The following is a 23960-nucleotide window of genomic DNA, read 5'->3' as shown; positions in this document are numbered from 1 at the left end:
CGCGAGACCTCCTCGGCAGGCGTCCGGCGTTCCGGCTGCCCGCCTGCTGAGGATCGCCGCCGTCACTCCGCCGGCCTGCGGACGAGGAGACGGCCGTGCAGGAACCTCTCGGTCTCGCCCGGCTCCCGGCGCATCCGGGCAAGCTCCACCAGTCCGGCCTCGCGTGCCAGGTTCGCGAGGTGGTCGATGGACAGCTTGTAGGCGGTGGTCACCTTGTGGTCGAAGGGCTCGGCCGGGTTCGGCGAGTCGTCGTCGGTGGTGAAGAAGCCGAGCAGCAGGTGACCGCCCGGGGCCAGCACGCGGCCGAGCTCCGCGAACACCGTGGGAAGCTCCGCCGGCGGCAGGTGGATGAAGGAGTACCAGGCGAGCACCCCGTCCACCGAGCCGTCCGCCAGGTCCAGGGCGGTCATCGAGCCCTGTTCGAACCGCAGGTCCGGGTACTCCTGACGCGCCAGCTCGATCATCGTCGGCGACAGATCGATCCCGAAGGCCGGGACGCCGAGGGACCGCAGGTGCGCGGTCACCTGCCCGGGACCACAGCCGATGTCCGCGACCGGCCCGCCGCCGGCCCGTACGAACTCGGCGAAGGCGCCGATCATCGCGCGGTCCAGCGGGGCCTCGTCGTGGGCGTTGCGGAACATCTCGGCGTACAGGACGGCGACGTCGTCGTACGCCGTCCGGATGGTGTCCAGGGAGGATTCGATCACGGTCGACGACCCTAGCCCGCGTACGGCGCCGAGTAGTCATCCAGCGTGATGGCGGTCGCGGCCTTGTGGATCGGCTCGATCACCTTCGCCATGAGACGGTCGCGTCCCGGCAGGCGCGCCATGAGGGCGAGCATCGCCATGGAGATCCGGACCTGGGCCCGGCCGCGCATCACCATCCGCTTCACGTTGGCCGGGCCGAGCCGCTGGTTCCGCTCCGCGAACGGCCGCATCAGCCGCTCGTACGCCGCGAACCCGGTTTCGTGGTCACCGTCGGGGCGGGCCAGCTCACCGGCCAGGACGTACGCGCCCACGAGTGCGAGGCTGGTCCCCTGGCCGGAGGCCGCCGACGCGCAGTGCGCCGCGTCGCCGAGCAGGGCAACGCGCCCCTTCGACCAGCGGTCCATGTGGACCTGGGACAGGGAGTCGAAGTAGAAGTCCGGCGCACCGGCCATGCCCTCGATCAGCCGGGGCACCTCCCACCCTTCGCCGGCGTACGCCTCGGCCAGCAGCCTCTGCTGCTCCGCGCGGTCGCGCGGCGCGGGGGTGGCGGGGTCCGCGGCGAACAGGAACATCGCCTTCGCTCCCGCGTCCCGGGCCGTGCTGTAGACGAGCGTCGTACGGCCGGGGCCGACGTGGGCGAAGGTGCTGCGGTCGCTGGCCGAGACCGGGCCGCTCTGGGCGGTGCAGTTCGAGCTGCTGGCCCACATCCAGCGCGACCCGGACCTTCGCGCGAGCTTCGCGGGCGCCACGCGTGAGGCGCGGCTGGGACTGTCCGAGCTCTTCGGTCACCGCGACGGGGACACGGCGCTGACGGTCGGCGGGTTCTATCAGGCGCTTCTCATCGGCATGGCGGCCCTGACGATGGCCGACCCGGAGGCCGTTCCCTCCGGCGGGGACATCCTCGACGCGTTCCGGGCCGTGACGGCCGACCTCGGCGCCGGAGCAGCCGAGACCGGCGCCTGAGCGGAGCGCACTGAACGCGGCCGCGCGCGGGCCGGGGGCGCCGGCCGCGTCTCCTGAAAAGGCGGGCGGCCCGCCGTGGAGTTCCGGCGGGGCGCGTTCGGACGGGCGTACGGAGCGGTGCTCAGGACTCCGCGATGACGACGAGGTAGCCGTCGAGGTCACGCAGCCAGATCTCGCGGTGACCGGCGTTCGGGTTGACGTGCACGTCCGTGACGACGTGCGCGCCCACGGCCCGGACGCGCTCCACGGCGGCGTCGAAGGCGGCCGTCGCGAACCAGAGCGCGACGCCGTTGCCGACCGGTCGATCGGAGTCCGCGAGGGCGCCGTGGTGGTGCCCGACCTCGAGCCGGTGGAGCTGCATGATCAGGTGGCCGTCCACCAGCAGTTGTTCGTACTCGGGGCCGCCGTGACCGCTGGTGGCGCCGAGCACCTGCCGGTACCACCGGCCGGCACGCTCGACGTCCACCACGCAGATCATCGGCTGGGGACGCATTCCGGGCATCGGCTGCTTCGTCATGCTCCGACCATGCCCGTACGGCCACGGTCCGAGCTTGGACGAATGGGAGCCCGGTGCTCGGTGCGCGGTGTTACTCGGAGAGACCCCGGCCGAGGGCTTCGGCGATCTCGTCGCGGAACTCGGCGCCCGCGAGGTTGTCGCCGTAGTCGCGCGAGTGGACGATCAGGCCGTCCCTGACCCGGATCACCATGATGTACGAGAAGGCGAACGACCGGCCCGAGCGGGTCATGGTGCCGTGCAGGTCGTACTCGGCGACGACCACCTCCGGGTCCTCGGTCTGCCGGAGCACCACCGCGTCGATCTTGGTGAAGCGGCGCGCCGGGGCGACCGCCTTGAACCGGGCCCGGTGGCCCTCGCGGCCTTCGAAGCGCTTCGGGACTCCCGGCGGCGCGAACGGCAGCTCGATGACGGAATCCGGCGCGTACAGGTCGGCGAGGTCGTCCCAGGCGTTGTCGGCGGAGGCGCGGAGGAAGCGCTCGACGATCTCTCGGGGCGTGGCGGTGGTCGATGTCGGCATAGCAGACTCCAGAAGTCGGGGGTCGGTAGAATCGGAGTGTTTGCTCCGGTTAGGTGGACGTTACGGAACGACCACTCCGGTTGTCAATGGATGCGGACCGCATCGGTCGGAAGAGGTGAGGCATGGCCGGAGACGCCGACCGTACGGCCGGCGAGCGGCGGGCGGACGCCCGGCGCAACCGAGCTCGTGTGCTGTCGGCCGCCGAGGAGGTCTTCGCGGCCGACGGGCTCGCGGTGCCCCTGAGCGAGATATCCCGGCGGGCCGGAGTCGGACCCGGGACGGTCTACCGGCACTTCGCGAGCAAGGAGGCGTTGTTCGAGGCGGTGGTGATCGACCGGATCGCCCGGCTCGTCGACGACACCTGCGCCCTGGCCTCCGACGACGATCCCGGTGCGGCGTTCTTCGCGGCGTTCGCCATGGTCGTCCGCCAGGTGGCGGTCAACAAGGCGCTCTGTGACGCGCTCACGGCGGAGTCGGGACGGGCGATGACGGTCGGGCCCGAGCTCAGAGAGCGGTTCCGTGCCGCGCTCGCGGGGCTGCTCGAGCGGGCCCAGCGGACCGGCGCCGTACGCGCCGACGTGACCGTGGACGACGTCCAGCGCCTCGTGCACGGTTGCGTGCGAATGGAGCAGGCGGGGCCGACGGGGCGGCCCACCGCGATCGTCTGCGACGGACTCCGGCCCGTGGCCTCCGAGCGGCCTGCCGGGCTTCCGGCCGTAACGGAACTCCCGGCCGCGACGCGTAACGAAACACGGTCGAAGGCGCCCGACGGGTCACGGCCCGGCGCGACGGCGCCCCGGTGCGCGGAGTGCGGCGGAACCATCGCGGCCGCACGCACCGGACGGCCGCCGCGCTTCTGCGGGGCGGCCTGCCGGCAGAAGGCACACCGCCGCCGCGCCCGGAACACCGACCGGCCGCCGCGAACCGGCTGACCACCCCGCACGCCCGGTGGACCGACCGCGGGTTCAGCCGGGATGCGTCCGGAGGCGTCCCGCGATGCGTTCGGCGGCGCATTCCGGACTGGTCGCCGGAAATCGATCTCCAGGGTCCGGGCGCCATTCGTAGAATTCGCCGCAGGGGCTCACGGAGATCCACACTTTGGGATCGGCCGGACCGCCACTGACCGACAGCGCCGGTCGGGCGTCACTCATCACCGACGGCAGCCCGAGCCTGGCCAGTTCTCGGCACAACGCCACCAGAAGCCGCATTTTCTCGCTGTGATCGGCGCACACCGCCGCTGCCCTCCAACGCCCCCGGAACAGGTCCCTCACCTTCTGGCAATAGCATCCTTCGTCTCGCTGTTTCGTCTCGATGCCATCAAAGGCGCTTTTTTGACGCCAATGTCTTGCCTCTGTCTCCATTCTGTCTCGTCATACGGATAAAGGATGGATAGCCTGGACGTGCACTGACCGTGGCGGAGGGGCGGAATTCATGGTGCGGCGACCGATCCTGCTCAACGTCCTCGTCCAGCAGCGGCAATTAGTGCGATATGGCATGTTTCGTGCCGCTTATGAGAACGCGGCGAAGAAAGTCGATCGAGAACTCATCGGCACCGCTCCGAGCCGCGCCCAACTGCACCGCTGGATCTCCGGTGGTCTCAAGCGCCTGCCGCACACCGACCACTGCCGGGTCCTGCAGAGGATGTTCCCCGGCTGGACGGCCGACCAGCTGTTCGCGCCGTGCCCGGACGACCTCCTGTCCGCCGAGCCGACGCCTCCGGCGACGGCGGGCCAGGCGGCCCGGACGCCCCCGGTGACGCGGCGGGAGGCCGCGCCCGCCCACCGCCTGGTGGAGGTCGACGCGCGGACCGGGCCCGGCCTGCCGCTGGCCGACGTGGCGGCCGTCTTCACCACCCGGGCGGAGTTCACGTACGCCATGCCGCCGCAGGCGATGTTCGACGACGCCAAGGAGGTCAGGGCGGCCGGGCTCTCGCTCAACCTCCTGTGCCAGCAGTACCCCGATCAGCGACTGCGGCTCCTGCTGGAGAACGGCGCCCGGCTGGAGTGCCTGTTCCTCGATCCGGACGGCGACGCCATCCAGGCGCGAGAGCGGGAGGAGGGCTACACCGACCACTTCCTGACCACGCTGACGAAGCTCAACATCGAGGTGCTGTCCCGCGTTCGCGACCGGCTGCCGGCCGAGGCGCGGGACCGGCTCTCGCTCGCGGTCTATGACGAGACGATCCGGTTCGGCATCGTCCTGATCGACGGTACGACCTGTGTGATGCAGCCGTACCTGCCGCAGGCCCGCGGCGTCGACTCGCCGACCTTCCTGCTCCACCGTGACCCCGATACGGCGGGGCTGTATAACACTTTTGAGCAGATCTACCGCGAATTGTCGGAACGGAGCCGCCCAGTATGACGACGTCCGTCGGAGCGCTGCTCCCCGTCGCTCTGGACGCCGCCACGATCGCCGCCGATCTGATCCGCTCCCGGGCACCCGGCCTGCTCACCGCCAAGGGCGACCGGGACATGGCCACCGACCTGGACTACGCCGTCGAGCGCGCCGTACGGGCGTACCTACGCGACCGTACGCCCGGCGTGCCGATCCTCGGCGAGGAGGAAGGGGTCACCGGTGACGGCGGCGGGGATCTGCTGTGGGCGCTCGACCCGATCGACGGCACGGCCAACTTCGTGCACGGAGTCCCGTTGTGCGGCGTCTCCCTGGGGCTCCTGCAGAGCGGGCGCGCGGTCCTCGGAGTGATCGACCTGCCGTTCCTCGACGCCCGCTACTCGGCCGCCGAGCACGCCGGCGCCCATCTCGGCGAGCGGCGCATCAGGGCGAGCACGACCGGCCGGCTGAGGGACGCGATCGTCGCCATCGGCGACTACGCCGTCGGGACGGACGCGGAGGAGAAGAACCGGCTGCGCCTCGCGCTGACCGCCGCGCTGGCCGCCGAGGTCCAGCGGGTGCGAATGCTGGGTTCCTCGGCCATCGACCTGGCCTGGGTCGCCGAAGGCAGGCTGGACATCAGCCTGAGCATGTCCAACAAGCCATGGGACACCGCGGCCGGGGTCGCCATCGCCCGCGAGGCCGGCGCCGTCGTGGTCGACCAGGACGGCAGCGAGCACACGGCCGACTCGGCCGCCACCATCGCGGCGGCCCCGGGCGTCGCCGAGCAGATCAGCGCGCTCGTCGGGCGCACCGTGGACGGCCTGGCCCTCGCCTGACCGGCACGGCCGACGGTCCGACGGCACCGCGACGGCGACCAGCCGGGGGAACCGTTAGCTCCGGGCGACCGCCCGCCCGGGCTCCGCAAGTCACCTGAGAAGTGCAGGTGCGTCCATCGCTGACACGGTGGGCCACCGTGGGACGTCAGGAGATCAGGCCGAGCCCCCTGGCGTGCACGCCGGCCTGGAACCGCGACTCCGACTCCAGCAGCCGCATCAGCTCGGCGACCCGCCGCCGGTAGGTCCGCAGGGAGAGCCCCAGTCGCCGGGCGGCGGCCTCGTCGGTGAGTCCTTCCCCGAGCGCCCGCAGCACTCTCCGGCCCTCCGCGTCGACCTGCGGCGGGTCGCGGCGGAGGTACGCGGCCAGCTCTGTGGCGCCCTCCCACGTGGCCTCGATCAGCGCGTGCACCCCACTGATCAGGGCCGGTGACGTGGTGACGGTGAACTCGCGGTCGCCGGCCACCTCGGCGCCGGCGAGGATCATGACCTGCCGATCGATGATGATCGTCTCGTGCGGCAGCAGTCCGGTGCCGCAGATGCGGACCCGCGCGCCCAACGACGCGAGCCGCAGCAGGTGGTTCCGCTGCTCCTCATCGGTCAGCGCGGCGGGAGTGTAGAGCTTGCGGACCACCGGGCCGTCCGTCCGGCGCTGCATCCCGTCGGCGATGGCCTCTCGCGTGTCGCGACGCGACCAGGTGTTCAGGTCCGTGGCCGCGCAGACGAACTCCGAACTCGCTCCAGCGAACAGGTGCCCGGCACGCGCGGCGAACTCCTGCTCGCCGCGGATGGTGATGACCTGCTGATCGCCGCTCACCCCACCAAGTCTGTCCAGTCGGCGGCACGGGAGCAATGGCAGCTTGCTGCCAGTCGCTCGCTCCCACGGCGGCTCCGGGCCAGAGTCGACGTCATGACGACGAACGTGACGGCCGCCGACGGCGGCGACTTCCTCCTCGGTGGCGACCTGCGCGTCAACCGGCTCGGCTTCGGCGCGATGCGGCTCCCCGTCGGCACCTTCGACGGGCCCACGCGTACCCCGGAGAACGGGATCGCGGTGCTGCGCCGTGCGGTGGAGCTCGGCGTGAACCACATCGACACGGCCGGCTTCTATGGGCGTGACGACGTTCACGCCCACGAACTGATCCGCGAGGCACTGTCCCCGTACGCTTCGGACCTGGTGATCGCCACGAAGGTCGGACCGCTGCGGGGGCCGGACGGCATGCCGAGCGGACAGGCGACGCCCGACCAACTGCGCGGGCTGGTCGAGGAGGACCTCCGGCGTCTCGGGCTCGACCGACTGGACCTGGTGTACCTGCGGGTCGGCGGCCTGGCCGTTCCCGGCGGCGAGTCGATCGCCGAGCGGTTCGCGGTCCTGGCGGGGCTGCGCGAGGAGGGGCTGATCCGCCACCTCGGCGTCAGCAACGTCGACGCGGACCAACTCGCCGAGGCGCGCGCGATCGCCCCGGTCGCCGCGGTGCAGAACCACTTCCACGTCCAGTACGGCGACGACTCCGGGCTGCTCGCCCAGTGCGCGGAACTCGGCATCGCGTTCGTGCCGTTCTTCCCGCTCGGCGGCGGCAACCGGCCGCTCGACCGGGACCGCCTGGCGAAGGTCGCGGCGCGCCACCAGGCCACGCCCGAGCAGGTCGCCCTGGCCTGGCTGCTGGCGTCGTCTCCGGTCATGCTCGCCATCCCGGGCACCGGCTCCCTGGACCACCTGGAGGACAACATCGCCGCCGCCGGCGTCCACCTCACCGAGGACGACCTCACCGACCTGACCACCTGAACCGCACTCCATGCCATGGGCCGCGACCCCGTCGGTCGGCCGACGGGGTCGGCTTCCACTACAGGGCGTACACCTGTCCGGTCTGACCACCCTCGACGGAGCGAACATAGGCACTGGCGACCTGGTCGAGGTCGATCGAGCCCATACCGGGGAAGTAGGCGCCGTAGTCGGCGAGGCTCTCGGTGAAGATGTTAGGGCTGACCGCGTTGATGCGCTGCGGAGCGATTTCGATCGCGGCAGCACGGACGAACGCCTCGACCGCGCCGTTCGCCATGGAGGCGGCGGTGCCGGTGGGGATGGGTTCGCGCGCCAGGATGCCGGTGATGAGGGTGAACGAGCCCCGCTCGGCGACGTGTGCGAGGCCTTGGCGGACGAGTTCGACCTGGGCGAACGCCTTGCCGGTGAAAGCGGTCTGGTAATCCTCCGGTGTCATCTCGGCGAGTGGCTTGTAGGGCACGTCACCGGCGGCGCTGACCACCGCGTCCACCCGACCGGCTCGCCTGTACAGCTCGGCGGTCTGGGCGGGGTCGGTGATGTCGCAGCGCAAGTCGCCGCCGGTACGCCCGACGGTGATCACGTCATGGCCGCGGGCGGACAGTTCCTTGTTCACGGCCGTGCCGAGCTTGCCGGTGGCCCCGATCAGGAGAATCTTCATGCCTGCGACGCTAAGGCCGACCTGCGTGCGAGGGAAATGCCGCTTGTGCGGCACTTATGCTTGGCGGTTATGAATGTGGAGTTGCGGCACCTGCGGGCCCTCGTCGCGATCGGTGAAGAAGGGACCATCACCGACGCTGCGATCGCCCTGCACATCAGCCAGCCCGCGATCTCCCGCACGTTGGAGCAGCTGGAGAGTCGCCTGGGTGTCCGCTTGGTGGAGCGCACCACCCGCCGTCTCGCGCTGACCGAGGCCGGGCAGCGCCTGTGGGAGCACGCCCAGCGCATCCTCAACCAACTCGACGACGCTCTGGCCGAGGCGGCCGCCCAGGACGGTCCCCGGCCGCTGCGTCTCGCCTTCGCCTGGGCCGCGCTCGGCCGGCATACCGTACCCCTGCTGCGCGCCTGGCGTGAACGGTATCCCGGCACTCCCGTGCAGGTTCGCCGCCTGGACGACCCCGAAGCCGCGCTGCGCCGTGGGACGGCGGACCTCGCCTTCGTGCGCACCCGGCCCGCCGACGACTCCGGCCTGGCGCACACCGCGCTGGCACACGAGCGGCGCGTGGCGGCCGTGCCCGAAGGTCACCCGCTCGCCGAACGCGACACCGTCAACCTGGCCGACTTGACCGGCGAGGTGGTCGTACTGTGCTCCACGGCCGCCACCACCGGCTCCGACCTCTGGCCCGAGGGTCAGAGTCCCCGTACCATACGGGTCCCGGGTGTGGACGAGTGGCTCACTGTCATCGCCACGGGCGAAGCCGTCGGCGTCACCGCCGAAGGCACCGTCCACCATCATGGCCACCCCGGTGTCCGTTACATCCCGCTGGCCGATGCGGACCCCGTCACGGTCTACCTGGCCTGGCCGGCCATCCCGGCGCACACTGCCACCGGATCGTTCCTGCACCTGGCCCAGCAGCACCTCGAGCCGACCCGCGTGAAGGTCGCAGCAGGGTGAGCGGCACAGAGAGCTCGGTTTCGCGCCTGGTCGCGGTGGTGAGGTGGGAGGTCGACACACGCGTCAGTCACTCCGGACCAGTCCGTCTGTCTCGACCTATCTGACGCTTCAAATAGGGTTTCCCTACTTAGATACTCTGGTATTGACAGGGGCGGGGCCGGCCGTCGGGTGGGTCCCCGTACGCCGCCGAGGGGCGCCGTGCGGATCATCGCCGTGTTCGCGCCGGTGCGGCCCCCGTGCACGGCGCCGCCAGAGGAGGGTCCATGCCGTTTCCGCTGCCGTCGTACGAGCGGTCCCGCGTCGTCGTTCCGCCGCCCGGGGACACTCCCGGGCACTGGGCGGGCGCGCCCAGCGCCTGCGTGGTGGACGGCGAGATCTATCTGGCGTACCGCCTGCGCCGTCCGATCGGGCGGGGCCGGGGCTACGCCGTCGTGGTCGCCCACGCGGTCGGCGGCGAGCGGCCGGAGACGCTGGCCGTCATCGACAGCGACCGGATGTCGGCGGAGTCGCTCGAGCGCCCCGCGCTGGTCGTGACCCCGGAGGGCACCTGGCGGCTGTACCTCAGCTGTGCCACGCCGGGGACCAAGCACTGGCGCGTCGAGGTGCTCGAGGCCGCCCACCCGCGCTCCTTCGACCCGTCGACGGCCGAGGTGGTGCTCCCCGGCAGCGATGCGATCGGGGTGAAGGACCCGGTGATCCTCCGTCAGGGCGACAAGTGGCATCTGTGGGCGTCCTGCCACCCGCTCGCCGACCCGGACGAGGCCGACCGGATGGTGACCGACTACGCGACCAGCGCCGACGGCCTGGACTGGACGTGGCACGGCACGGTGCTGACGGGACGCCCCGGGCGGTGGGACGCGCGCGGCGTACGGATCTCGTCCGTCGTGACGGACGGCGGCCGGACCGTCGCCTGCTACGACGGCCGGGCCAGCGCCGCGGAGAACTACGAGGAGCGCACCGGCATCGCCACCGGTGACGGGTTCGGCATGTTCGAGCAGCAGGGCGCCGGCCCGGCCGCCGTCTCGCCGTACGCCGGCGGCGGCCTGCGCTACCTGACGGCCCTCCCCCTCGGACGCGGCCGATGGCGGCTCTACTACGAGGCGACCCGCGCGGACGGCGCCCATGAGCTGCGCACGGAGCTCATCGCGGCTTGAGCCAGTCGCCGTAGTCCTCGCCAGTGATCTCTTCCAGCAGCCGGATGTCCTCGGTGAAGTAGGGGATCAGCCGTTGCCGGTCCTCCCAGGTCAGCGGCTGCCGGGGGCGCCGCTCGCGGTGCAGCGCGGCGAGCAGCGGACCGCGGGCCAGCCGGCGTACCGGCAGGGGCAGGTCCCGGCCGATCCGGGAGCCCGCGCGCAGCGCCTGCCGCAGGGCACGGGTGACCGGGGAGTCGGCCACGTGGTTGGTGACGTTCTCGCGGGGGATCGAGTCGATCATACCGGTGCGCACGCCGAGGAACGCGCAGATCCGGTCGAGGGTCGCGGCGGGCTCCTCGTGGATCCGCCGGTACCTCAGCACCAGCACCTGGTCGCGTGGGAACAGCTTGTAGAGGTGCTGGAGCTGCTCGCCGTAGCGGCTCAGGTCGACGTACCGCCAGAACGCCGCCCAGCCCGCCGCGATCCGTTCGGGTTCGGCGGCGCACGCGTCGACGACGTTCCCGATCGGCTCGAGGCCCGCCGACCACAGGTGCGTCCAGTTGGAGTGCGCCCGCTCCACCGGGTCCCGGAGGACGGCGATCAGCTTCACGTCGGGGATCAGCGCGCGGATGCGGAGCTGGGCGTCCCGGTCGTGGAGGTAGAACGGCGTGCTCTCCCCGCGCGGCGTCCCCTCCGGGGCCGCCGCGAACAGCGCCTCATAGTCCGCTCGCCGCCAGATGTGCTCCCGGTAGGTCTGGGCGTCACCGGGACCGCCGCGGGTGGGCGGCGGCCCGTCGGTGAGGAAGAACTTCGGCTCTTTGACCGGAGACATGAACAGGTCGGGGTGGCGGGCGAGCGCGGCGTGCAGGGCCGTGGTGCCCGACTTCGGGGCACCGATCAGCAGAAAGTCCGGAAGGGCCATTCATCCTCCCCGGCTGGGTGTCCAGCAGTGCGACAATCATTCCATACCTACCTAAAAACCAGGGAAATATCCGTTGCCCGGACCCTCGTGATTCGGGATGGATGAGAACGATCCTCGCTGATACCCGCAGGCAGAGGCGTCAGCCGTAGGCGTCGATGCCGAGCTTGACGGCGACGGCCACGCCGCAGACGGCGACGATGACGCGCAGCGCCTCACCCGGGAGCCGGCGGACGAGCGCGGGGCCGATCCAGCCGCCCACGAGGAAGCCCGCCGCCAGCGGCAGGACGGCGTCCCACCGTACGGGACCGAACAGCGCGAACCCGACCGCGGCGACGCCGTTGGCCAGGCCCGCGATGACGTTCTTCACCGCGTTGACCCGGACCAGCGGCAGGTCGATCATCGCGGACAGCACGGCCAGCGTGAGGATGCCGCCGGCGGCGCCGAAGTACCCGGTGTAGACGGCGACCGTGAACAGCGCCAGGCGGAGCAGCCGTCCGTGCTCACCCGTGGAGCGTTCCGCGAGCCGCCCGGCCTTCGGCCGCAGCAGCAGGATGAGGGACGCGCCCGCGATGAGCCACGGCGCGATCAGCTCGAACGTGCCCGACGGCGTCACCATGAGGAGCACCGCGCCGGTGGCGCCGCCGAGCGCCGTCAGCAGGCCCAGCCGCAGGACCAGTCCCCGCTGCCCGGTGAGCTCACGCTGGGATCCGGCCGTCGCGCCCACCGCCGTGAAGACGAGCGCGACCGTGTTGGTCACGTTCGCGCTGAGAGCGGGCAGTCCGAGCGCCAGCAGTGCCGGGTAGGACACGACCGACGCGAGGCTCACCACGGTGCTGACCACCCCGGCCAGAGCGCCGACCCCGAAGAGGACGGGCAGGTGGGCGGTGATCACCCCATACCAGTAGCACACCGGGGATCACCGGATGAGCCGGGCGTCCCGCCACGGCGTCGGCCACGCCGGCCGATCGCCGGAGCCGGGTACCCGCGCCGAGCGCTCGGGTCAGCTCCCGACCTTCTCCGAGACGATGTCCGGGGCGAGCGTGGCGACGACGCCGATGCCGGTGTCTCCCATGGAGACAATGGCGTGGTGCGCATCGCCATCCTCGGGCCGTTGGACGTACGGGACGGCAGCGGCCGACCCGTCGAGATCGGCGGCGCCCGGCTGCGCGCCCTGCTCATCCGGCTGGCGGTCGACGCGGGGCGTACGGTCCCGGCCCAGCGGCTGATCGAGGACATCTGGGAGGACGCGGCGCCCGACCGTGCGGTCAACGCGCTGCAGGCCCTGGTGTCCCGCCTGCGGGGTGTCGGCGGCCGGGACCTCGTCGCGTCGGCGCCGGGCGGTTACCGGCTGGCCGTCGCCCCCGCCGACATCGACGCCGTCGCGTTCGAGGAACTCCTGAGGGCGGTCGACGCCGAGGACGATCCGGCGCGTCGGGTGGACCTGCTCCGGGAGGCGCTCGGCCTGTGGCGCGGCCCGGCGCTCGTGGACGTCGCGGACAGCGCCTTCGCCGCCGGCCCGATCGCGCGGCTCGAGGCCCTGCGGCTGTCCGCCGTCGAGAACCGCGTCGACGCCGAACTCGCCCTCGGCGACGGTGCGCGTCTGCTCCCCGAACTGCAGGAACTGACGGCGCGCAACCCCTTGCGGGAGAGGCTGCGCGGGCAGCTCATGCGGGCACTGTGCGCGGCCGGTCGCCGGGCGGACGCGCTGGCCGTCTACGAGCAGACCCGGCGGGAACTGGCCGACGCGCTCGGGGTCGACCCGTCGCCGCAGCTCGCCGCCGTCCATCTGGCCGTCCTCCGCGGTGAGCCGGAGGCGTCGGCGGCCGGGGACGCCCCGCCGGCCGGGCCACCGGACGTACGTCGGGCGACGGGCCCGGCGAAGGGTATGCACAACCTGCCGGCCCTGCTCACCAGCTTCATCGGCCGTGACCGCGAGCTGGGTCGCGTCGCCGACCTGCTCACCCGCTCGCGACTCGTCACGCTGACCGGGCCGGGCGGCGCGGGGAAGACCCGGTTGGCGATCGAGGCCGCGGCCCGGGCGGTCGCCGACACGCCGGACGGCGTGTGGTTCGTCCCGCTCGCGCCCGTACGGGACGCGGCCGAGGTGCCGCAGGCCGTCGTCGTCGCCATGGGGATCATGGAGACGGTCCGGCTGATCGAGGCCAAGGAGATCGTGTGGCCGCTGGACCGGCTCGTCGACGCGCTCGCGGACCGGCGGATCCTGCTCGTCCTGGACAACTGCGAGCACCTGGTCGACGCGGTCGCGCGGCTGGCGGACCGGGTGCTGGCCGCCGCACCCGGCGCGCGGATCCTCGTCACCAGCCGGGAGCCGCTCGGCATCACCGGCGAGGCGCTGTGCCCGGTCCCGTCCCTGCCGCTGCCGCCCGAGGACACGGACGTCGAGACGGCGATGGCTCATGACGCGGTCCGGCTCTTCGCCGACCGCGCCGCGGCCGTACGGCCCGGCTTCACGGTCGACGGCGAGACCGTCGGTCCCGTCGTCCGGATCTGCCGCGCACTCGACGGCATCCCGCTCGCCATCGAGCTGGCCGCCGCCCGGCTCCGGGCACTGACCCCTTCGCAGGTCGCGGACCGGCTCGGCGACCGCTTCCGGTTGCTGACCGTCGGCAGCCGGACCGCGCTGCCCCAGCACCGGACGCTCCGCGCGATCGTCGACTGGAGCTGGGAACTGCTGGACGACGCCGAGCGTCGCGTGCTGCGCCGGCTGTCGGTGTTCACCGGAGGCGCGACGCCGGAGGCGGCCGAGCGGGTTCTCGGGGAGGACGTCATCGACGTGGTCGCCGCGCTCGTCGACAAGTCGCTCGTGGTGGCGGAGGGCGACAGCGAGGTCCGCTACCGGCTGCTGGAGACCGTTCGGGCGTACGCCGCCGAACGCCTCGCCGAGGCCGGTGAGGAGAAGGAGCGCAAGGACGCGCACGCGGCGTACTTCCTCGCCCTGGCCGAACGCGCTGAACCGAAGCTGCGCCGCCGCGACCAGCTGTACTGGGCCGCGCGCCTGAGCGCGGAACGCGACAACCTCAACGCGGCACTGCGCCATTCGATCGACACCCGGGACGGATCGACGGCGGTCCGTCTCGTCGGGGCCCTCACCTGGTTCTGGGTCCTTCGGGACATGGAGGCGGAGGCCGGTGACTGGGCCACCGAGGTCATGGACACGGTCGGGTCCGACGCGCCCGACGTGTCGGGCGGGGTCGAGGACGCCTACGCGATCTGCGCCTTCACCGCCGCGCTGATGAGAGAGATGTCGGGCGGCGACGGGCCGTCTCTGGAAGCGCTGAGCGGCGCGATGGCGCGCGCGGTGGCCCGGCTGCCCGAGCGTCCGACCCACCCGGTGCTGGCGCTGGGCCGTCCCATCGCCACCGTCTTCGGCGGCGACCTCGAGGCCTGCCGGCGTGAGCTGGAAGGCATCGCCGACCATCCGGATCCGTGGACGCGGGCCGCGGTGCGCGTCTTCCACGCGTACCTGGCGGTGAACCGGGGGGAGATCGAGCGGTGCCGCGTCGAGGCGGAGCAGGCGTACGCGACCTTCCACGACCTCGGGGAGCGCTGGGGCATGGTCGCGTGCCTGGGCATCCTCGCGGAGTCGTCCCTGGTCCGCGGCGCTCCCGAGGAGGCCATCCGGGCGGTCGGCGAGGCCTACGGATACGCGACGGAGGGCGTGACCCCCGAGCAGGGCGGCATGCTGCTCATCCAGCTCGGCCGGGCGTACGGTCAGGCGGGGGACGCCGAACGGGCCCGTGCGGAGCTGTGGCGAGCGAAACGGGCCGGTGAGCGCATGGGCGAGTACGGCCTCATCGCCCACGGCCACGTCTGGCTCAGTGAGGTGGCGCGCCGGTCCGGCGATCCACGCGAGGTTCGGAGGCTGCTGGAGCGCGCGCTGGAGACCGTCGAGCCGCGGAAGGCGCGGGTCGATCTGGCGGTCACCGTGGCGACGGTGTACGGCAGGCTCGGTTGTCTCGCCGAAGAGGAGGGCGACCTGCGCTCCTCGGCCGACTGGCACGCCAAGGGCATCGCCATCCTCGCGGGTCTCGGGCGGCTGCCGATCGATCAGACGGTGGGGGCGTTCGCCGAGGGACTGGCGGCGCTGGCGGCGGCGCGCGGCGAGCAGGTCCGGGCGGCCGAGATCCTGGGCTGCGCGCACGCCCTGCAGGGCTTCGTCCCTCCGTGGAGCCTGGAGACCGACCGGGCCCGGGCCGCCGCGCTCGCCGCGCTGGGCGCCGACGCCTTCGACGCGGCCTACGCCCGGGGCCGACGTTTCAGCCGTTCGGACGTGCTGTCGCTTGATCAAATTACATGATTACATGGCTTCAGCGTTCCCCGCGCTCTGGAGGAAGACTGTGATCGTTGAGTACATCCGGTACCGGGTACCCGCCGAGCGGTGCGACGACTTCGAGGCGGCGTACGCTCGTGCCGCCGTGCCGCTCGCCACTGCGCCGCAGTGCGTGGAGTACGAACTGACGCGGTGCGTCGACGAGCCGGAGTCCTACATCCTGCGGATCGTGTGGACCTCTGCGGACGATCACCTGACGGGGTTCCGGAACAGCGAGAACTTCACCGCGTTCTTCGCCGAGATCCGCCCGTACGTCGAGCAGATCGAGGAGATGCGGCACTACCGGCGCACCGCCGTCGTGGGCACGGGCGGGTCGGTGCCCACCATGGACGACTGGGCCGGTGGCACGGAGGCCTTCGAGCGCCTGACCGAGGTGTTCTACCGCGAGGTGCTCAAGGACGAGCTCGTCGGGCCGCTGTTCGCCCACATGGACCGCGACCACCCGAAGTACGTCGCCATGTGGCTGAGTGAGGTGTTCGGCGGGCCCACGCGCTACACGGACGGGCGCGGCGGCTACCACCACATGCTGTCCAAGCATTTGGGCAGGGCCATCACCGAGCGGCAGCGCCGCCGGTGGGTCGAGCTCCTTCTCGACGCGGCCGACGAGGTGGAACTGCCGCACGACCCGGAGTTCCGGGCCGCCTTCCTCGGCTACATCGAGTGGGGCACCCGGATCGCGCTCGCCAACTCCCAACCGGACGCGCACCCGATCCAGCAGGCGCCCGTGCCGCACTGGGGCTGGGGCGTCGCTCCGCCGTACGTCGGCGCGTGACGGACACCCGACCCGCCGGTCGGTGACGCCGTCGCCGGTCATCGGCGACGGCGGCGGCGGAGCGGGTCGGACGCCGGTCAGCTCGCCAGCTCGCCGGACCCCGGGATCGGCGGCAGTTCGGCCAGCGCCGCGAGTGTGGCCTCGTCCAGCGGCGTCTCCGGGAACGGCGGGCGCCAGCCGGACTCCGGGTCGTAGCGCCGTACCACCTTGGCGGGCACCCCGGCGATGACGCTGTGGTCGGGGAACTCCCCGCGCACCACCGCGCCGCCGGCGACGACGACGTTCCGCCCCAGGCGGGTACCGGGCAGGATGATCGCGCCCGCGCCGAGCCAGCAGCCGTCGCCGATGACGACCGAGTCGTTGACCGGCCACTGCCGGCCGACCGGCACGGCCGGGTCGGCGTAGCCGTGGTTCTGGTCGGTGATGTAGACGTACGGGCCGGTGAAGACGTCGTCGCCGATCTCGATCGACTGGTGGCCGACGATGTGGCTGCCGCGGCCGATCGAGCAGGCCTTGCCGATCTTCACGATGGGGTCCGGGCCCAGGTCCAGGCCGGGGACGAAACCGGCGGAGATCGTGACGTGCACGCCGACGAGCGTGTCGTCACCGATGTGGATCCAGGGTTCGCCGAACAGCGCACCGGTGGGGAAGCCGATGCAGACGCCCTTGCCCAGATGGCCGAACCGCCGTCCCGCCGGGGTGCCGGGGGTGATCTCGCCATGCCGGCGGACCCATTCCCAGCCCCGGTGCAGAGCCACCGCCACCACCCTGCGGGTCGCGGAACCGATCGACGACCTTAGCGACATGCCGGAAACGGTACGGCATGTGATGTCCGATTTGATCCCCGATATGGCATCCAGTGGGCGGACTGCGGCGCTGCATCTGTTCAGCGAGAAAGGCCGGCCGGCCCGCGAGGAATTCCTTTTCGGGGGAAAACGGCGGTGAGCCCGGCCGTCAGGCCGGGCTCACCGCCGATGGACGCCCGTCAGGACGTGCGAGCACGGTCGTCGCTGTCGCTGTCGCTGTCCGACACCGAGGAGAGGTGCTCGGACGGCGCGGACGTGGGCTCCTCGGCCTGCCTCCGCGCGGCGTTGCGACGCGTCGCGACCGCTCCGGCGGCACCGAGCGCGCCACCGGCCAGCAGCAGCGTGGCGGCCATGCCACGGCGGGCCCGCCGCGGCTTCGGCGGCTCGAGTCGGGTCGCCATCTGGCGCATCATCGAGCCGACCCGGGGGGCGAGCTCCTTCTCGATGTACGCGCCGGCCCGGTCGAGGCGCGGCGCGCCCCAGGTCCGGGCGTTGTACAGGCCCGTCGCTGCCATGTCGCGAGCCTGACCGGCCGGTGGGCCGAGCCGGTCAGCCGTCCGCTGCGCGGCGTTCTGGGCGGTCTGTGCCGCGGTCTGGGCCGACTGCGCGGTCCGCTGGGCGGTCTGCTGTGCCGATCGCATGGCACGCTTCTGTGCCCGGCTGAGCTCGGAGAGGCGCAGCTGCCGTGCGCTGCGCATCGCGCGCTTCTGCGCCCGGGTCAGCTGTGAGCCGCTGAGCTTGACCTGCGGCTTCTTGCGAGTCGTCGATCGTAGGGACATGTATACCCCTCCGTTATGTGCGGTCTCGACCAACCTCTTCCCCCCGTAAGCGATGTCAATCACCGGATCGGTGAGGACGCCGTTCAGTCGTCGGAGCCCCTCGGCGGAGGGTCGTTCGGAGGATCGGTGGAGGCCAGTAGCGTTGGCTACCTCAGTGACGTATCCGAACACGCCCACCGAGGGCGTACTCCGAAACGAGGAGGCGGTCTTCATGGCCGGAGAGCTCATCGCGACCCTGAACACCACCATGGGTCCCATCGTCATCCGCCTGTTCCCCGAGCAGGCGCCCAAGACGGTCCAGAACTTCGTCGGTCTCGCCGAGGGAACGATCGAGTGGACGCATCCCGAGACCGGTCAGCGGTCGCGGAACCCGCTCTACAACGGCACGATCTTCCACCGGGTCATCGACCAGTTCATGATCCAGGGCGGCGACCCGCTCGGCCAGGGCTTCGGCGGCCCGGGCTACGAGTTCGAGGACGAGATCGACCCGGCGCTGCGGTTCGACCGGCCGTACCTCCTGGCCATGGCCAACGCCGGGCCCGGCACCAACGGCTCGCAGTTCTTCGTGACGGTCGTCCCCACGCCGCACCTGAACGGCCGTCACACGATCTTCGGTGAGGTCGTGCAGGGCAGCGACGTCGTCGACGCGATCGCCAAGGCGAAGACCGGCCGTAACGACCGTCCGGCCGAGGACATCGTCCTGGAATCGGTGACGATCGAGCGTCGTTAGACGGGTATCCGGACCTAGACGGGTATCCGGCCACAGACGAGAAGGCGACGATGAGCACCGATCCGGCGCAGGCCCCGGCCCCCGAGGCACCGATGTGCTACCGGCATCCGGGCCGGGAGACGTACGTCCGCTGCACGCGGTGCGACCGGCCGATCTGCCCGGACTGCATGCGTTCGGCCTCGGTCGGGCACCAGTGCCCCGAGTGCGTCCACGACGGCAACCGCACGGTGCGCGAGCCGCGCACGGTGTTCGGCGGCCGGGTGCGGGGCCGCCCGGCGGTCACGCTGACGCTCATCGCCCTCAACGTCCTCGCCTATCTCGGGGAGCTGGCCTCGCCGGCGTTCGTCGACCGGTTCGAGATGGTGGGTGGAATGCCCGCGCGCGGCCGGTTCCCCGGGATCGGCGTCGCCGACGGCGAGTGGTACCGCCTGATCACCGGGGCGTTCCTGCACGTGCCGATGAACGCCGGCGGGCTCGGCATCACCCACATCCTGTTCAACATGTGGGCGCTGTGGGTGCTCGGCCCGCAGTTGGAGCACGTGCTGGGCCGGGTGCGGTTCACCGTGCTGTACGTCCTGTCGGCGATCGGCGGGAACGTCCTGCTCTACCTGGTGGCCCCGCTGCAGCCCGCCGTCGGCGCGTCCGGGGCGATCTTCGGGCTGTTCGCGGCGTTCTTCGTCGTCGGCCGCCGGCTCGGCGTCGACACGCGCGGCATCGTCTTCCTCATCGTGATCAACCTGCTGTTCACGTTCACCTTCTCCGGGATCTCCTGGGAAGGGCACGTCGGCGGGCTGGTCACGGGCGCGGTGCTCGCGGTCGCGTTCGCCTACGCCCCGCGCCGGCGGCAGAAGGCCGTCCAGGTCGCCGCGTCGGCGGTCGTCGCCGGGGTGCTCGTGATCCTCACCGCCGTGGCCACCGCGCTCGCGTCCTGACCCGCGCGCCGCGAGAGGAAGAGCACCCCGCACGGACGTCCGCGCGCGTACGCGACGCGCGAGGGAGCGCACTCCGCCGACGTCAGCGCACGCGCGGGCGGCCACGGACGTGCCCGCCCGCGGCGCACGGCACGAGAGAAGGCTGGGGACTACTCCTGTGGATAACACACAGGGCAGTCCACAGGCTGTGGATAACCGTGTGGGGAAGTCAACGCCAGCGCGTCGACAGCACCACGCCGACCACGATCACGCCGAACCCGATCAGCAGGTTCCAGTTGCTCAGCGAGGTGATCAGCGGCACTGTCGCGCTGACGCTGGCCGTGATGTAGTAGACGGCGATCCAGGCCAGGCCGAGCAGCCAGCAGCCCACCATCGTCGGCACCAGCCACCTCGGGCTGACCGAGACCTTCTGCGAGCGCTGCGGCGGAGTGTAGACGGCCTTCTTGCGTACCTTCGACTTGGGCACGGGGTCTCTCCTCGGGCGGAACGCGGCCGCACGCCGGGTCCGCGCATGGGTCAATTTGTCAGTTAGCGTAGTCGCTGGTGAGCAGCGTACGACCTTATTGGGGGCGGTGGGGTGTCGCGATGCGGCGAAAACCCGGCAATGGCGGGATGACCGGAGGCGGCCGGCCGTGGCGTTACGCGATCCCCGCCCTGACGATCTTCGCCGGCACCCTGTTCGCGGCCAGCGGAAGCACCGCGCACGGAACGGACCTGCGGGGCGGCGGCCGTACGAAGGTCACCGAGCTCATCGCCCAGGAGCAGCGGCAGTACCAGGGCTCCCAGGCGAGCTATCGCCACCTGCGGCGGCAGGTGGAGGGCCTCGTACGGGCGGTCGCGCAGCGCGACGCCCGGGTCAAGGCCGCGCAGGAGGACGCCGACCGCCTCGCGGCCCGCACGGGGTTCGCCGCCCTCACCGGACACGGCGTGCGCGTCACCCTCGACGACGCGCCCACCGGCCGGCGGATCCCCGGCGACCCAGGCCCGGACGACCTCGTCGTCCACCAGCAGGACGTCCAGGCCGTCGTCAACGCGCTGTGGACCGGCGGTGCAACGGGTGTGCAAATCATGGACCAACGTCTGATCTCCACCAGCGCCGTGCGTTGCGTCGGCAATACGCTCATCCTCCAGGGCGTCGTCTACTCGCCGCCGTTCCGGATCACCGCGGTCGGAGATCCGGGCCGGCTGCGAGCGGCCCTGGACGCCTCACCGGCCATTCAGGTCTACCGGCAGTACGTCGCCGAATACGGACTCGGGTACACCGTGACAACCCTCAAGAAGACCACGTTGCCCGCCTACACGGGCAACGTGCAGCCCAAGTACGCCACCGCGCTGGAGCCCGACGGTGCGAACTCTCATCCGTAGCCTCGGCGAGCTGTTCATCACCGCAGGGGCCGTCCTGCTGCTGTTCGTCGCGTACGAGCTGTGGGGCACGGGCGCGTACACGCAGGCCGCGCAGCACAAGCTCGACGGCGAGCTCACTCGCGCCTGGGCCGCGCCACCGCCGCGCAAGGCGCCGGGCGCCGTGACCGCCGAGCGCGTCCGCCTCGGCCAGGGCCTCGCCCTGATCCGGATCCCCCGGCTGGGCAAGAGCTTCCACTACGTGATCATCGAGGGCGTCTCCATCGCCGACCTGCGCAAGGGGCCCGGTCACTACCCTGGTACCGCGATGCCCGGCCAGATCGGCAACTTCGTCGTGTCCGGGCACCGTACGACGTACCAGGCGCCGTTCAACCGCCTCGACCGACTGCACCCCGGCGACAAGATCCTCATCGACACCCGGACCCGGCAGTACACCTACCAGGTCACCGGCAAGAAGGTCGTGTCGCCCAGTGACGTCAGCGTCGTCGCACCGGTGCCGGAACACCCCACCAAGGACCCGACCCAGCGGCTGATCACCCTCACCACCTGCCATCCGAAGTACTCCGCCGCCGAGCGGCTCATCGTCTTCGGGCGGATGGTCGGCTCGATCCCCCGGGTGAACGGAGCGTCCTCCTGATGTACACCTGGCTGTGGCGGCACCTCCCCGGCGACACGGTGACACGCGTCTACACCGCCGTCGTGGGCCTGCTCGTCGTCGGCGTCCTGCTGTGGTACGTCGTGTTCCCCTGGTTCGAGCCCCAGATCCAGTTCGATCACGGAACGGTGGACGACGGCGGCACGTCGGCTACGGCACCCCCGAGCCCGGCCGCAAAACATCGGTAAAAAGATTCTCGGCGGACCGTGTAACGCCATAGGGGGTCAAGACGGATCAACGAGTGAGGGCTTCCGCCGTTGCCCCCGAGCGGCGGAAGCCCTCCCTCATGTCCGGACCCGCTTCGAGGCCCGGCCCCCGCCGACGGGTGACACGACGTCGGCGAGATCAGAGACCAGGGATCCGACCGACCCGTACGAACGACGCGGCCTCCCCCCGCCGATGATGGGCGGAGGGAGGCCGCGTCGGTGTTCGTCAGAAGCCCGGCCAGCCCGGCTTGCCGGACTGTGTGGGATCCGCGGTCGGATCCGGCGGCTGCTGGGTCTGCTGCTTGGCGACCATCAGGGTCACCGTGCTGCCGCGGTTGGCCGTGTCGCCGTCACCGGGGCTCTGGTCGACGACCGTGCCCGGTGCCTCGCCGTTCTGCGGGTCGACGTAGGTCACCCGAACCGAGAAGCCGTTGCTGCGCAGGTCGGCCTTTGCGTCGGAGAGCTGCTTGCCGACCTCGGAGGGCACCGTGGTCTTGCCGGGACCGAGGGAGACGGTCAGGTTGACCTCGGTGTCCTTGGCCACCTTCGTGCCGGAGCTCGGATCGGAACTGATCACGTAGCCCTTCGGCACGGACGAGCTGTTCTGCTTGTCCGTGCTGCCGACCTTCAGACCGGCGTTCTCCAGGGCGCTCTTCGCTTCGTCCTCACTCTTCCCCCGGACCGAGGGAACGGCGACCTTCTGCTTGCCGGTCGACACGACCAGGGTCACCTCGGTGGTGGGCACCTGGGCCTTCTCGATCTTGGTGTTCTCGGTCGGGGTGACGCTGATGACCTTGCCGCTGTCGACGCTGTCGCTCGGCTTCTTCGTCGTCTTGATCTTCGTGAAGCCGAGAGTCGTCAACTGCTGTTTGGCGGAGTCCTGGTCGTCGCCGACGATGCCGGTCGGGATCGCGACGGTGGTGCTGTCCTTCGCACTCCCGCCGTTACCGCTGAACATGAAGTACAGCGCCGTCACCGCGCCCACGGCGAGCAGCGCGACGACCACCCCGAGCGCGATCTTCTTGCCACGCCCCTCCGGCCCGTCCGCCTCCGCGTAGTTGACCGGCGGCAGGTCGTAGCCCATCGTCGCCGGCCGGGTCGCGTGGGTCGGCGGGCCGCCCTGCATGACCTGGGTGCCGCCGTTCATCGTCATGGTCGGCGCGGAGACCGGCATGCCCTGCAGCGCGCGCTGGATGTCGCCGCGCATCTCGGCCGCGCTCTGGTACCGGTAGTTGGGGTCCTTGGTGAGCGCCTTCAGGATGATCGCGTCGGCCCAGTGCGGGATCGACGGGTCGATGTGCGACGGCGTCGGCGGCTCCTCCCGCACGTGCTGGTAGGCGATGGCCACCGGCGAGTCGCCCTGGAACGGCGGGCGACCGGTGATCAGCTCGAACAGCACACAGCCGGTGGAGTACAGGTCGCTGCGGGCGTCGACCCGCTCGCCCCGGGCCTGCTCCGGCGAGAGGTACTGCGCGGTGCCGATGACCTGCGCGGTCGCCGTCATCGTGGCGGCCGAGTCGGCCATCGCCCGGGCGATGCCGAAGTCCATGACCTTGACCTCGCCGCTCGAGGTCAGCATCACGTTGGCCGGCTTGATGTCCCGGTGCACGATCCCGCCGCGGTGGCTGTAGTCCAGCGCGCGCAGGATCCCGTCGGCCATCTCCATCGCCCGCTCGGGCCGCAGCCTGTGCTCGTCCCGCAGCACGTCGCGGAGCGTGCGCCCCTCGACGTACTCCATGACGATGTACGGCACCTGGTTACCGTCGATCATGTCCTCGCCGGTGTCGTACACGGCGATGACCGATGGGTGGTTCAGCGATGCCGCGGACTGGCCCTCCCGGCGGAACCGCGCCTGAAACGTCGGATCCCGGGCCAGGTCCGCCCGAAGCGTCTTGATCGCGACAACACGATCAAGACGGAGATCCCGAGCTCGGTAGACCTCGGCCATGCCACCACGCCCGATGACACCATCGAGCTCGTAGCGACCACCGAGTAGCCGAGGCTGAGTCATGTCTCGCACTTTCCCTCGTCGTCTACACCATGCTC

General features: G+C 71.4%; 27 protein-coding genes. 14 read left to right on the top strand and 13 right to left on the bottom strand.

What is annotated here, in order from left to right; translation table 11 throughout:
* Positions 1-62: 62 nt before the first annotated feature.
* A complete protein-coding gene (locus AB0L00_RS24005) occupies positions 63-707 on the bottom strand; it encodes a class I SAM-dependent methyltransferase (RefSeq protein WP_364438114.1) in 645 nt (214 codons plus the stop codon).
* A gap of 11 nt (positions 708-718) precedes the next feature.
* The gene (locus AB0L00_RS24000; RefSeq protein WP_364438112.1) at positions 719-1414 is read right to left on the bottom strand and encodes an FAD-dependent monooxygenase; all 696 of its coding nucleotides are present in this window, start codon (positions 1412-1414) and stop codon (positions 719-721) included.
* Here AB0L00_RS24000 and AB0L00_RS23995 point away from each other — a divergent pair.
* Positions 1389-1670: a hypothetical protein gene (locus AB0L00_RS23995; protein WP_364438109.1), complete on the top strand. Its 282-nt coding sequence runs from the start codon at positions 1389-1391 to the stop codon at positions 1668-1670. The genes AB0L00_RS24000 and AB0L00_RS23995 overlap by 26 nt on opposite strands.
* A 121-nt stretch (positions 1671-1791) precedes the next feature.
* Here AB0L00_RS23995 and AB0L00_RS23990 read toward each other — a convergent pair whose 3' ends face one another.
* Both AB0L00_RS23990 and AB0L00_RS23985 read right to left on the bottom strand, forming a co-directional pair.
* The gene (locus AB0L00_RS23990) at positions 1792-2187 is read right to left on the bottom strand and encodes a VOC family protein (protein ID WP_364438106.1); all 396 of its coding nucleotides are present in this window, start codon (positions 2185-2187) and stop codon (positions 1792-1794) included.
* A 70-nt stretch (positions 2188-2257) separates the two neighbouring features.
* Positions 2258-2704 (bottom strand): nuclear transport factor 2 family protein, encoded by a 447-nt coding sequence (locus AB0L00_RS23985; protein WP_364438104.1) that lies wholly within the window; start codon positions 2702-2704, stop codon positions 2258-2260.
* Positions 2705-2826: 122 nt separating this feature from the next.
* On the opposite strand from AB0L00_RS23985, the gene AB0L00_RS23980 reads away from it, so the two are divergent.
* On the top strand, positions 2827-3636 hold the full coding sequence (locus AB0L00_RS23980) for a helix-turn-helix domain-containing protein (protein WP_364438101.1): 810 nt from the start codon (positions 2827-2829) through the stop codon (positions 3634-3636).
* 33 nt (positions 3637-3669) lie between these two features.
* On the opposite strand, the gene AB0L00_RS23975 is transcribed toward AB0L00_RS23980, so the two are convergent.
* Positions 3670-4065: a hypothetical protein gene (locus AB0L00_RS23975; RefSeq protein ID WP_364438099.1), complete on the bottom strand. Its 396-nt coding sequence runs from the start codon at positions 4063-4065 to the stop codon at positions 3670-3672.
* Positions 4066-4135: 70 nt separating this feature from the next.
* Here AB0L00_RS23975 and AB0L00_RS23970 point away from each other — a divergent pair, with 70 nt between their 5' ends.
* Both AB0L00_RS23970 and AB0L00_RS23965 read left to right on the top strand, forming a co-directional pair.
* Positions 4136-5065: a DUF5919 domain-containing protein gene (locus AB0L00_RS23970; RefSeq protein ID WP_364438096.1), complete on the top strand. Its 930-nt coding sequence runs from the start codon at positions 4136-4138 to the stop codon at positions 5063-5065.
* Positions 5062-5874, top strand: coding sequence for an inositol monophosphatase family protein (locus AB0L00_RS23965; RefSeq protein ID WP_364438093.1), 813 nt, complete (start codon positions 5062-5064; stop codon positions 5872-5874). The genes AB0L00_RS23970 and AB0L00_RS23965 overlap by 4 nt, the downstream gene beginning before the upstream one ends.
* Before the next feature lie 145 nt (positions 5875-6019).
* Here AB0L00_RS23965 and AB0L00_RS23960 read toward each other — a convergent pair whose 3' ends face one another.
* Positions 6020-6688 carry a DNA-binding response regulator gene (locus AB0L00_RS23960; RefSeq protein WP_364438090.1) on the bottom strand — a complete coding sequence of 223 codons (669 nt, stop codon included), beginning with the start codon at positions 6686-6688 and terminating at the stop codon, positions 6020-6022.
* 93 nt (positions 6689-6781) lie between these two features.
* Here AB0L00_RS23960 and AB0L00_RS23955 point away from each other — a divergent pair, with 93 nt between their 5' ends.
* On the top strand, positions 6782-7657 hold the full coding sequence (locus AB0L00_RS23955) for an aldo/keto reductase (RefSeq protein WP_364438088.1): 876 nt from the start codon (positions 6782-6784) through the stop codon (positions 7655-7657).
* Positions 7658-7715: 58 nt separating this feature from the next.
* On the opposite strand, the gene AB0L00_RS23950 is transcribed toward AB0L00_RS23955, so the two are convergent.
* Positions 7716-8312: a short chain dehydrogenase gene (locus tag AB0L00_RS23950; RefSeq protein WP_364438085.1), complete on the bottom strand. Its 597-nt coding sequence runs from the start codon at positions 8310-8312 to the stop codon at positions 7716-7718.
* A gap of 69 nt (positions 8313-8381) precedes the next feature.
* On the opposite strand from AB0L00_RS23950, the gene AB0L00_RS23945 reads away from it, so the two are divergent.
* Entirely contained in the window at positions 8382-9266 is an 885-nt protein-coding gene (locus AB0L00_RS23945) for a LysR family transcriptional regulator (RefSeq protein ID WP_364438082.1), read from the top strand.
* Positions 9267-9529: 263 nt separating this feature from the next.
* Entirely contained in the window at positions 9530-10420 is an 891-nt protein-coding gene (locus AB0L00_RS23940) for a hypothetical protein (RefSeq protein ID WP_364438079.1), read from the top strand.
* Here AB0L00_RS23940 and AB0L00_RS23935 read toward each other — a convergent pair.
* Both AB0L00_RS23935 and AB0L00_RS23930 read right to left on the bottom strand, forming a co-directional pair.
* Entirely contained in the window at positions 10407-11321 is a 915-nt protein-coding gene (locus AB0L00_RS23935) for a sulfotransferase (RefSeq protein ID WP_364438076.1), read from the bottom strand. The genes AB0L00_RS23940 and AB0L00_RS23935 overlap by 14 nt on opposite strands.
* 139 nt (positions 11322-11460) lie before the next feature.
* Positions 11461-12231, bottom strand: coding sequence for a sulfite exporter TauE/SafE family protein (locus AB0L00_RS23930; protein WP_364438073.1), 771 nt, complete (start codon positions 12229-12231; stop codon positions 11461-11463).
* A gap of 177 nt (positions 12232-12408) precedes the next feature.
* Between AB0L00_RS23930 and AB0L00_RS23925 the strand changes: the two genes are divergently transcribed.
* Together AB0L00_RS23925 and AB0L00_RS23920 are read left to right on the top strand one after the other, a co-directional pair.
* A complete protein-coding gene (locus tag AB0L00_RS23925; RefSeq protein ID WP_364438070.1) occupies positions 12409-15639 on the top strand; it encodes a BTAD domain-containing putative transcriptional regulator in 3231 nt (1076 codons plus the stop codon).
* Between the two features lie 40 nt (positions 15640-15679).
* Positions 15680-16444, top strand: a complete 765-nt coding sequence (locus tag AB0L00_RS23920; RefSeq protein ID WP_364438067.1) for an antibiotic biosynthesis monooxygenase — start codon at positions 15680-15682, stop codon at positions 16442-16444.
* A 77-nt stretch (positions 16445-16521) separates the two neighbouring features.
* Here AB0L00_RS23920 and AB0L00_RS23915 read toward each other — a convergent pair whose 3' ends face one another.
* Positions 16522-17250, bottom strand: coding sequence for an acyltransferase (locus AB0L00_RS23915; protein ID WP_364438065.1), 729 nt, complete (start codon positions 17248-17250; stop codon positions 16522-16524).
* A gap of 179 nt (positions 17251-17429) precedes the next feature.
* Positions 17430-18029, bottom strand: a complete 600-nt coding sequence (locus AB0L00_RS23910; RefSeq protein WP_364438062.1) for a hypothetical protein — start codon at positions 18027-18029, stop codon at positions 17430-17432.
* A gap of 211 nt (positions 18030-18240) precedes the next feature.
* Between AB0L00_RS23910 and AB0L00_RS23905 the strand changes: the two genes are divergently transcribed.
* Together AB0L00_RS23905 and AB0L00_RS23900 are read left to right on the top strand one after the other, a co-directional pair.
* A complete protein-coding gene (locus AB0L00_RS23905; protein ID WP_364438471.1) occupies positions 18241-18759 on the top strand; it encodes a peptidylprolyl isomerase in 519 nt (172 codons plus the stop codon).
* Between the two features lie 50 nt (positions 18760-18809).
* Positions 18810-19691, top strand: a complete 882-nt coding sequence (locus AB0L00_RS23900; protein ID WP_364438059.1) for a rhomboid family intramembrane serine protease — start codon at positions 18810-18812, stop codon at positions 19689-19691.
* Positions 19692-19899: 208 nt separating this feature from the next.
* Here AB0L00_RS23900 and AB0L00_RS23895 read toward each other — a convergent pair whose 3' ends face one another.
* Positions 19900-20157 carry a cell division protein CrgA gene (locus AB0L00_RS23895; RefSeq protein ID WP_345366451.1) on the bottom strand — a complete coding sequence of 86 codons (258 nt, stop codon included), beginning with the start codon at positions 20155-20157 and terminating at the stop codon, positions 19900-19902.
* Between the two features lie 119 nt (positions 20158-20276).
* On the opposite strand from AB0L00_RS23895, the gene AB0L00_RS23890 reads away from it, so the two are divergent.
* From AB0L00_RS23890 to AB0L00_RS23880, 3 genes are read left to right on the top strand one after another with little or no spacing between them, the layout of a single operon-like run.
* The gene (locus tag AB0L00_RS23890) at positions 20277-21056 is read left to right on the top strand and encodes a DUF881 domain-containing protein (RefSeq protein WP_364438056.1); all 780 of its coding nucleotides are present in this window, start codon (positions 20277-20279) and stop codon (positions 21054-21056) included.
* Positions 21037-21690 (top strand): class E sortase, encoded by a 654-nt coding sequence (locus AB0L00_RS23885; RefSeq protein WP_364438053.1) that lies wholly within the window; start codon positions 21037-21039, stop codon positions 21688-21690. Before AB0L00_RS23890 ends, AB0L00_RS23885 begins: the two co-directional genes overlap by 20 nt.
* Positions 21690-21896: a hypothetical protein gene (locus tag AB0L00_RS23880; protein WP_345366457.1), complete on the top strand. Its 207-nt coding sequence runs from the start codon at positions 21690-21692 to the stop codon at positions 21894-21896. Before AB0L00_RS23885 ends, AB0L00_RS23880 begins: the two co-directional genes overlap by 1 nt.
* A 244-nt stretch (positions 21897-22140) precedes the next feature.
* Here AB0L00_RS23880 and pknB read toward each other — a convergent pair whose 3' ends face one another.
* Entirely contained in the window at positions 22141-23925 is a 1785-nt protein-coding gene (gene pknB / locus AB0L00_RS23875) for a Stk1 family PASTA domain-containing Ser/Thr kinase (protein WP_364438050.1), read from the bottom strand.
* Positions 23926-23960 lie beyond the last annotated feature (35 nt).

The organism is Actinoallomurus sp. NPDC052308, assembly GCF_040679195.1.
Taxonomy (GTDB): Bacteria; Actinomycetota; Actinomycetes; order Streptosporangiales; family Streptosporangiaceae; genus Actinoallomurus; species Actinoallomurus liliacearum.
The sequence above is the reverse complement of the archived record's forward strand: the minus strand, read 5'-3'. Positions and strand labels throughout refer to the sequence as shown.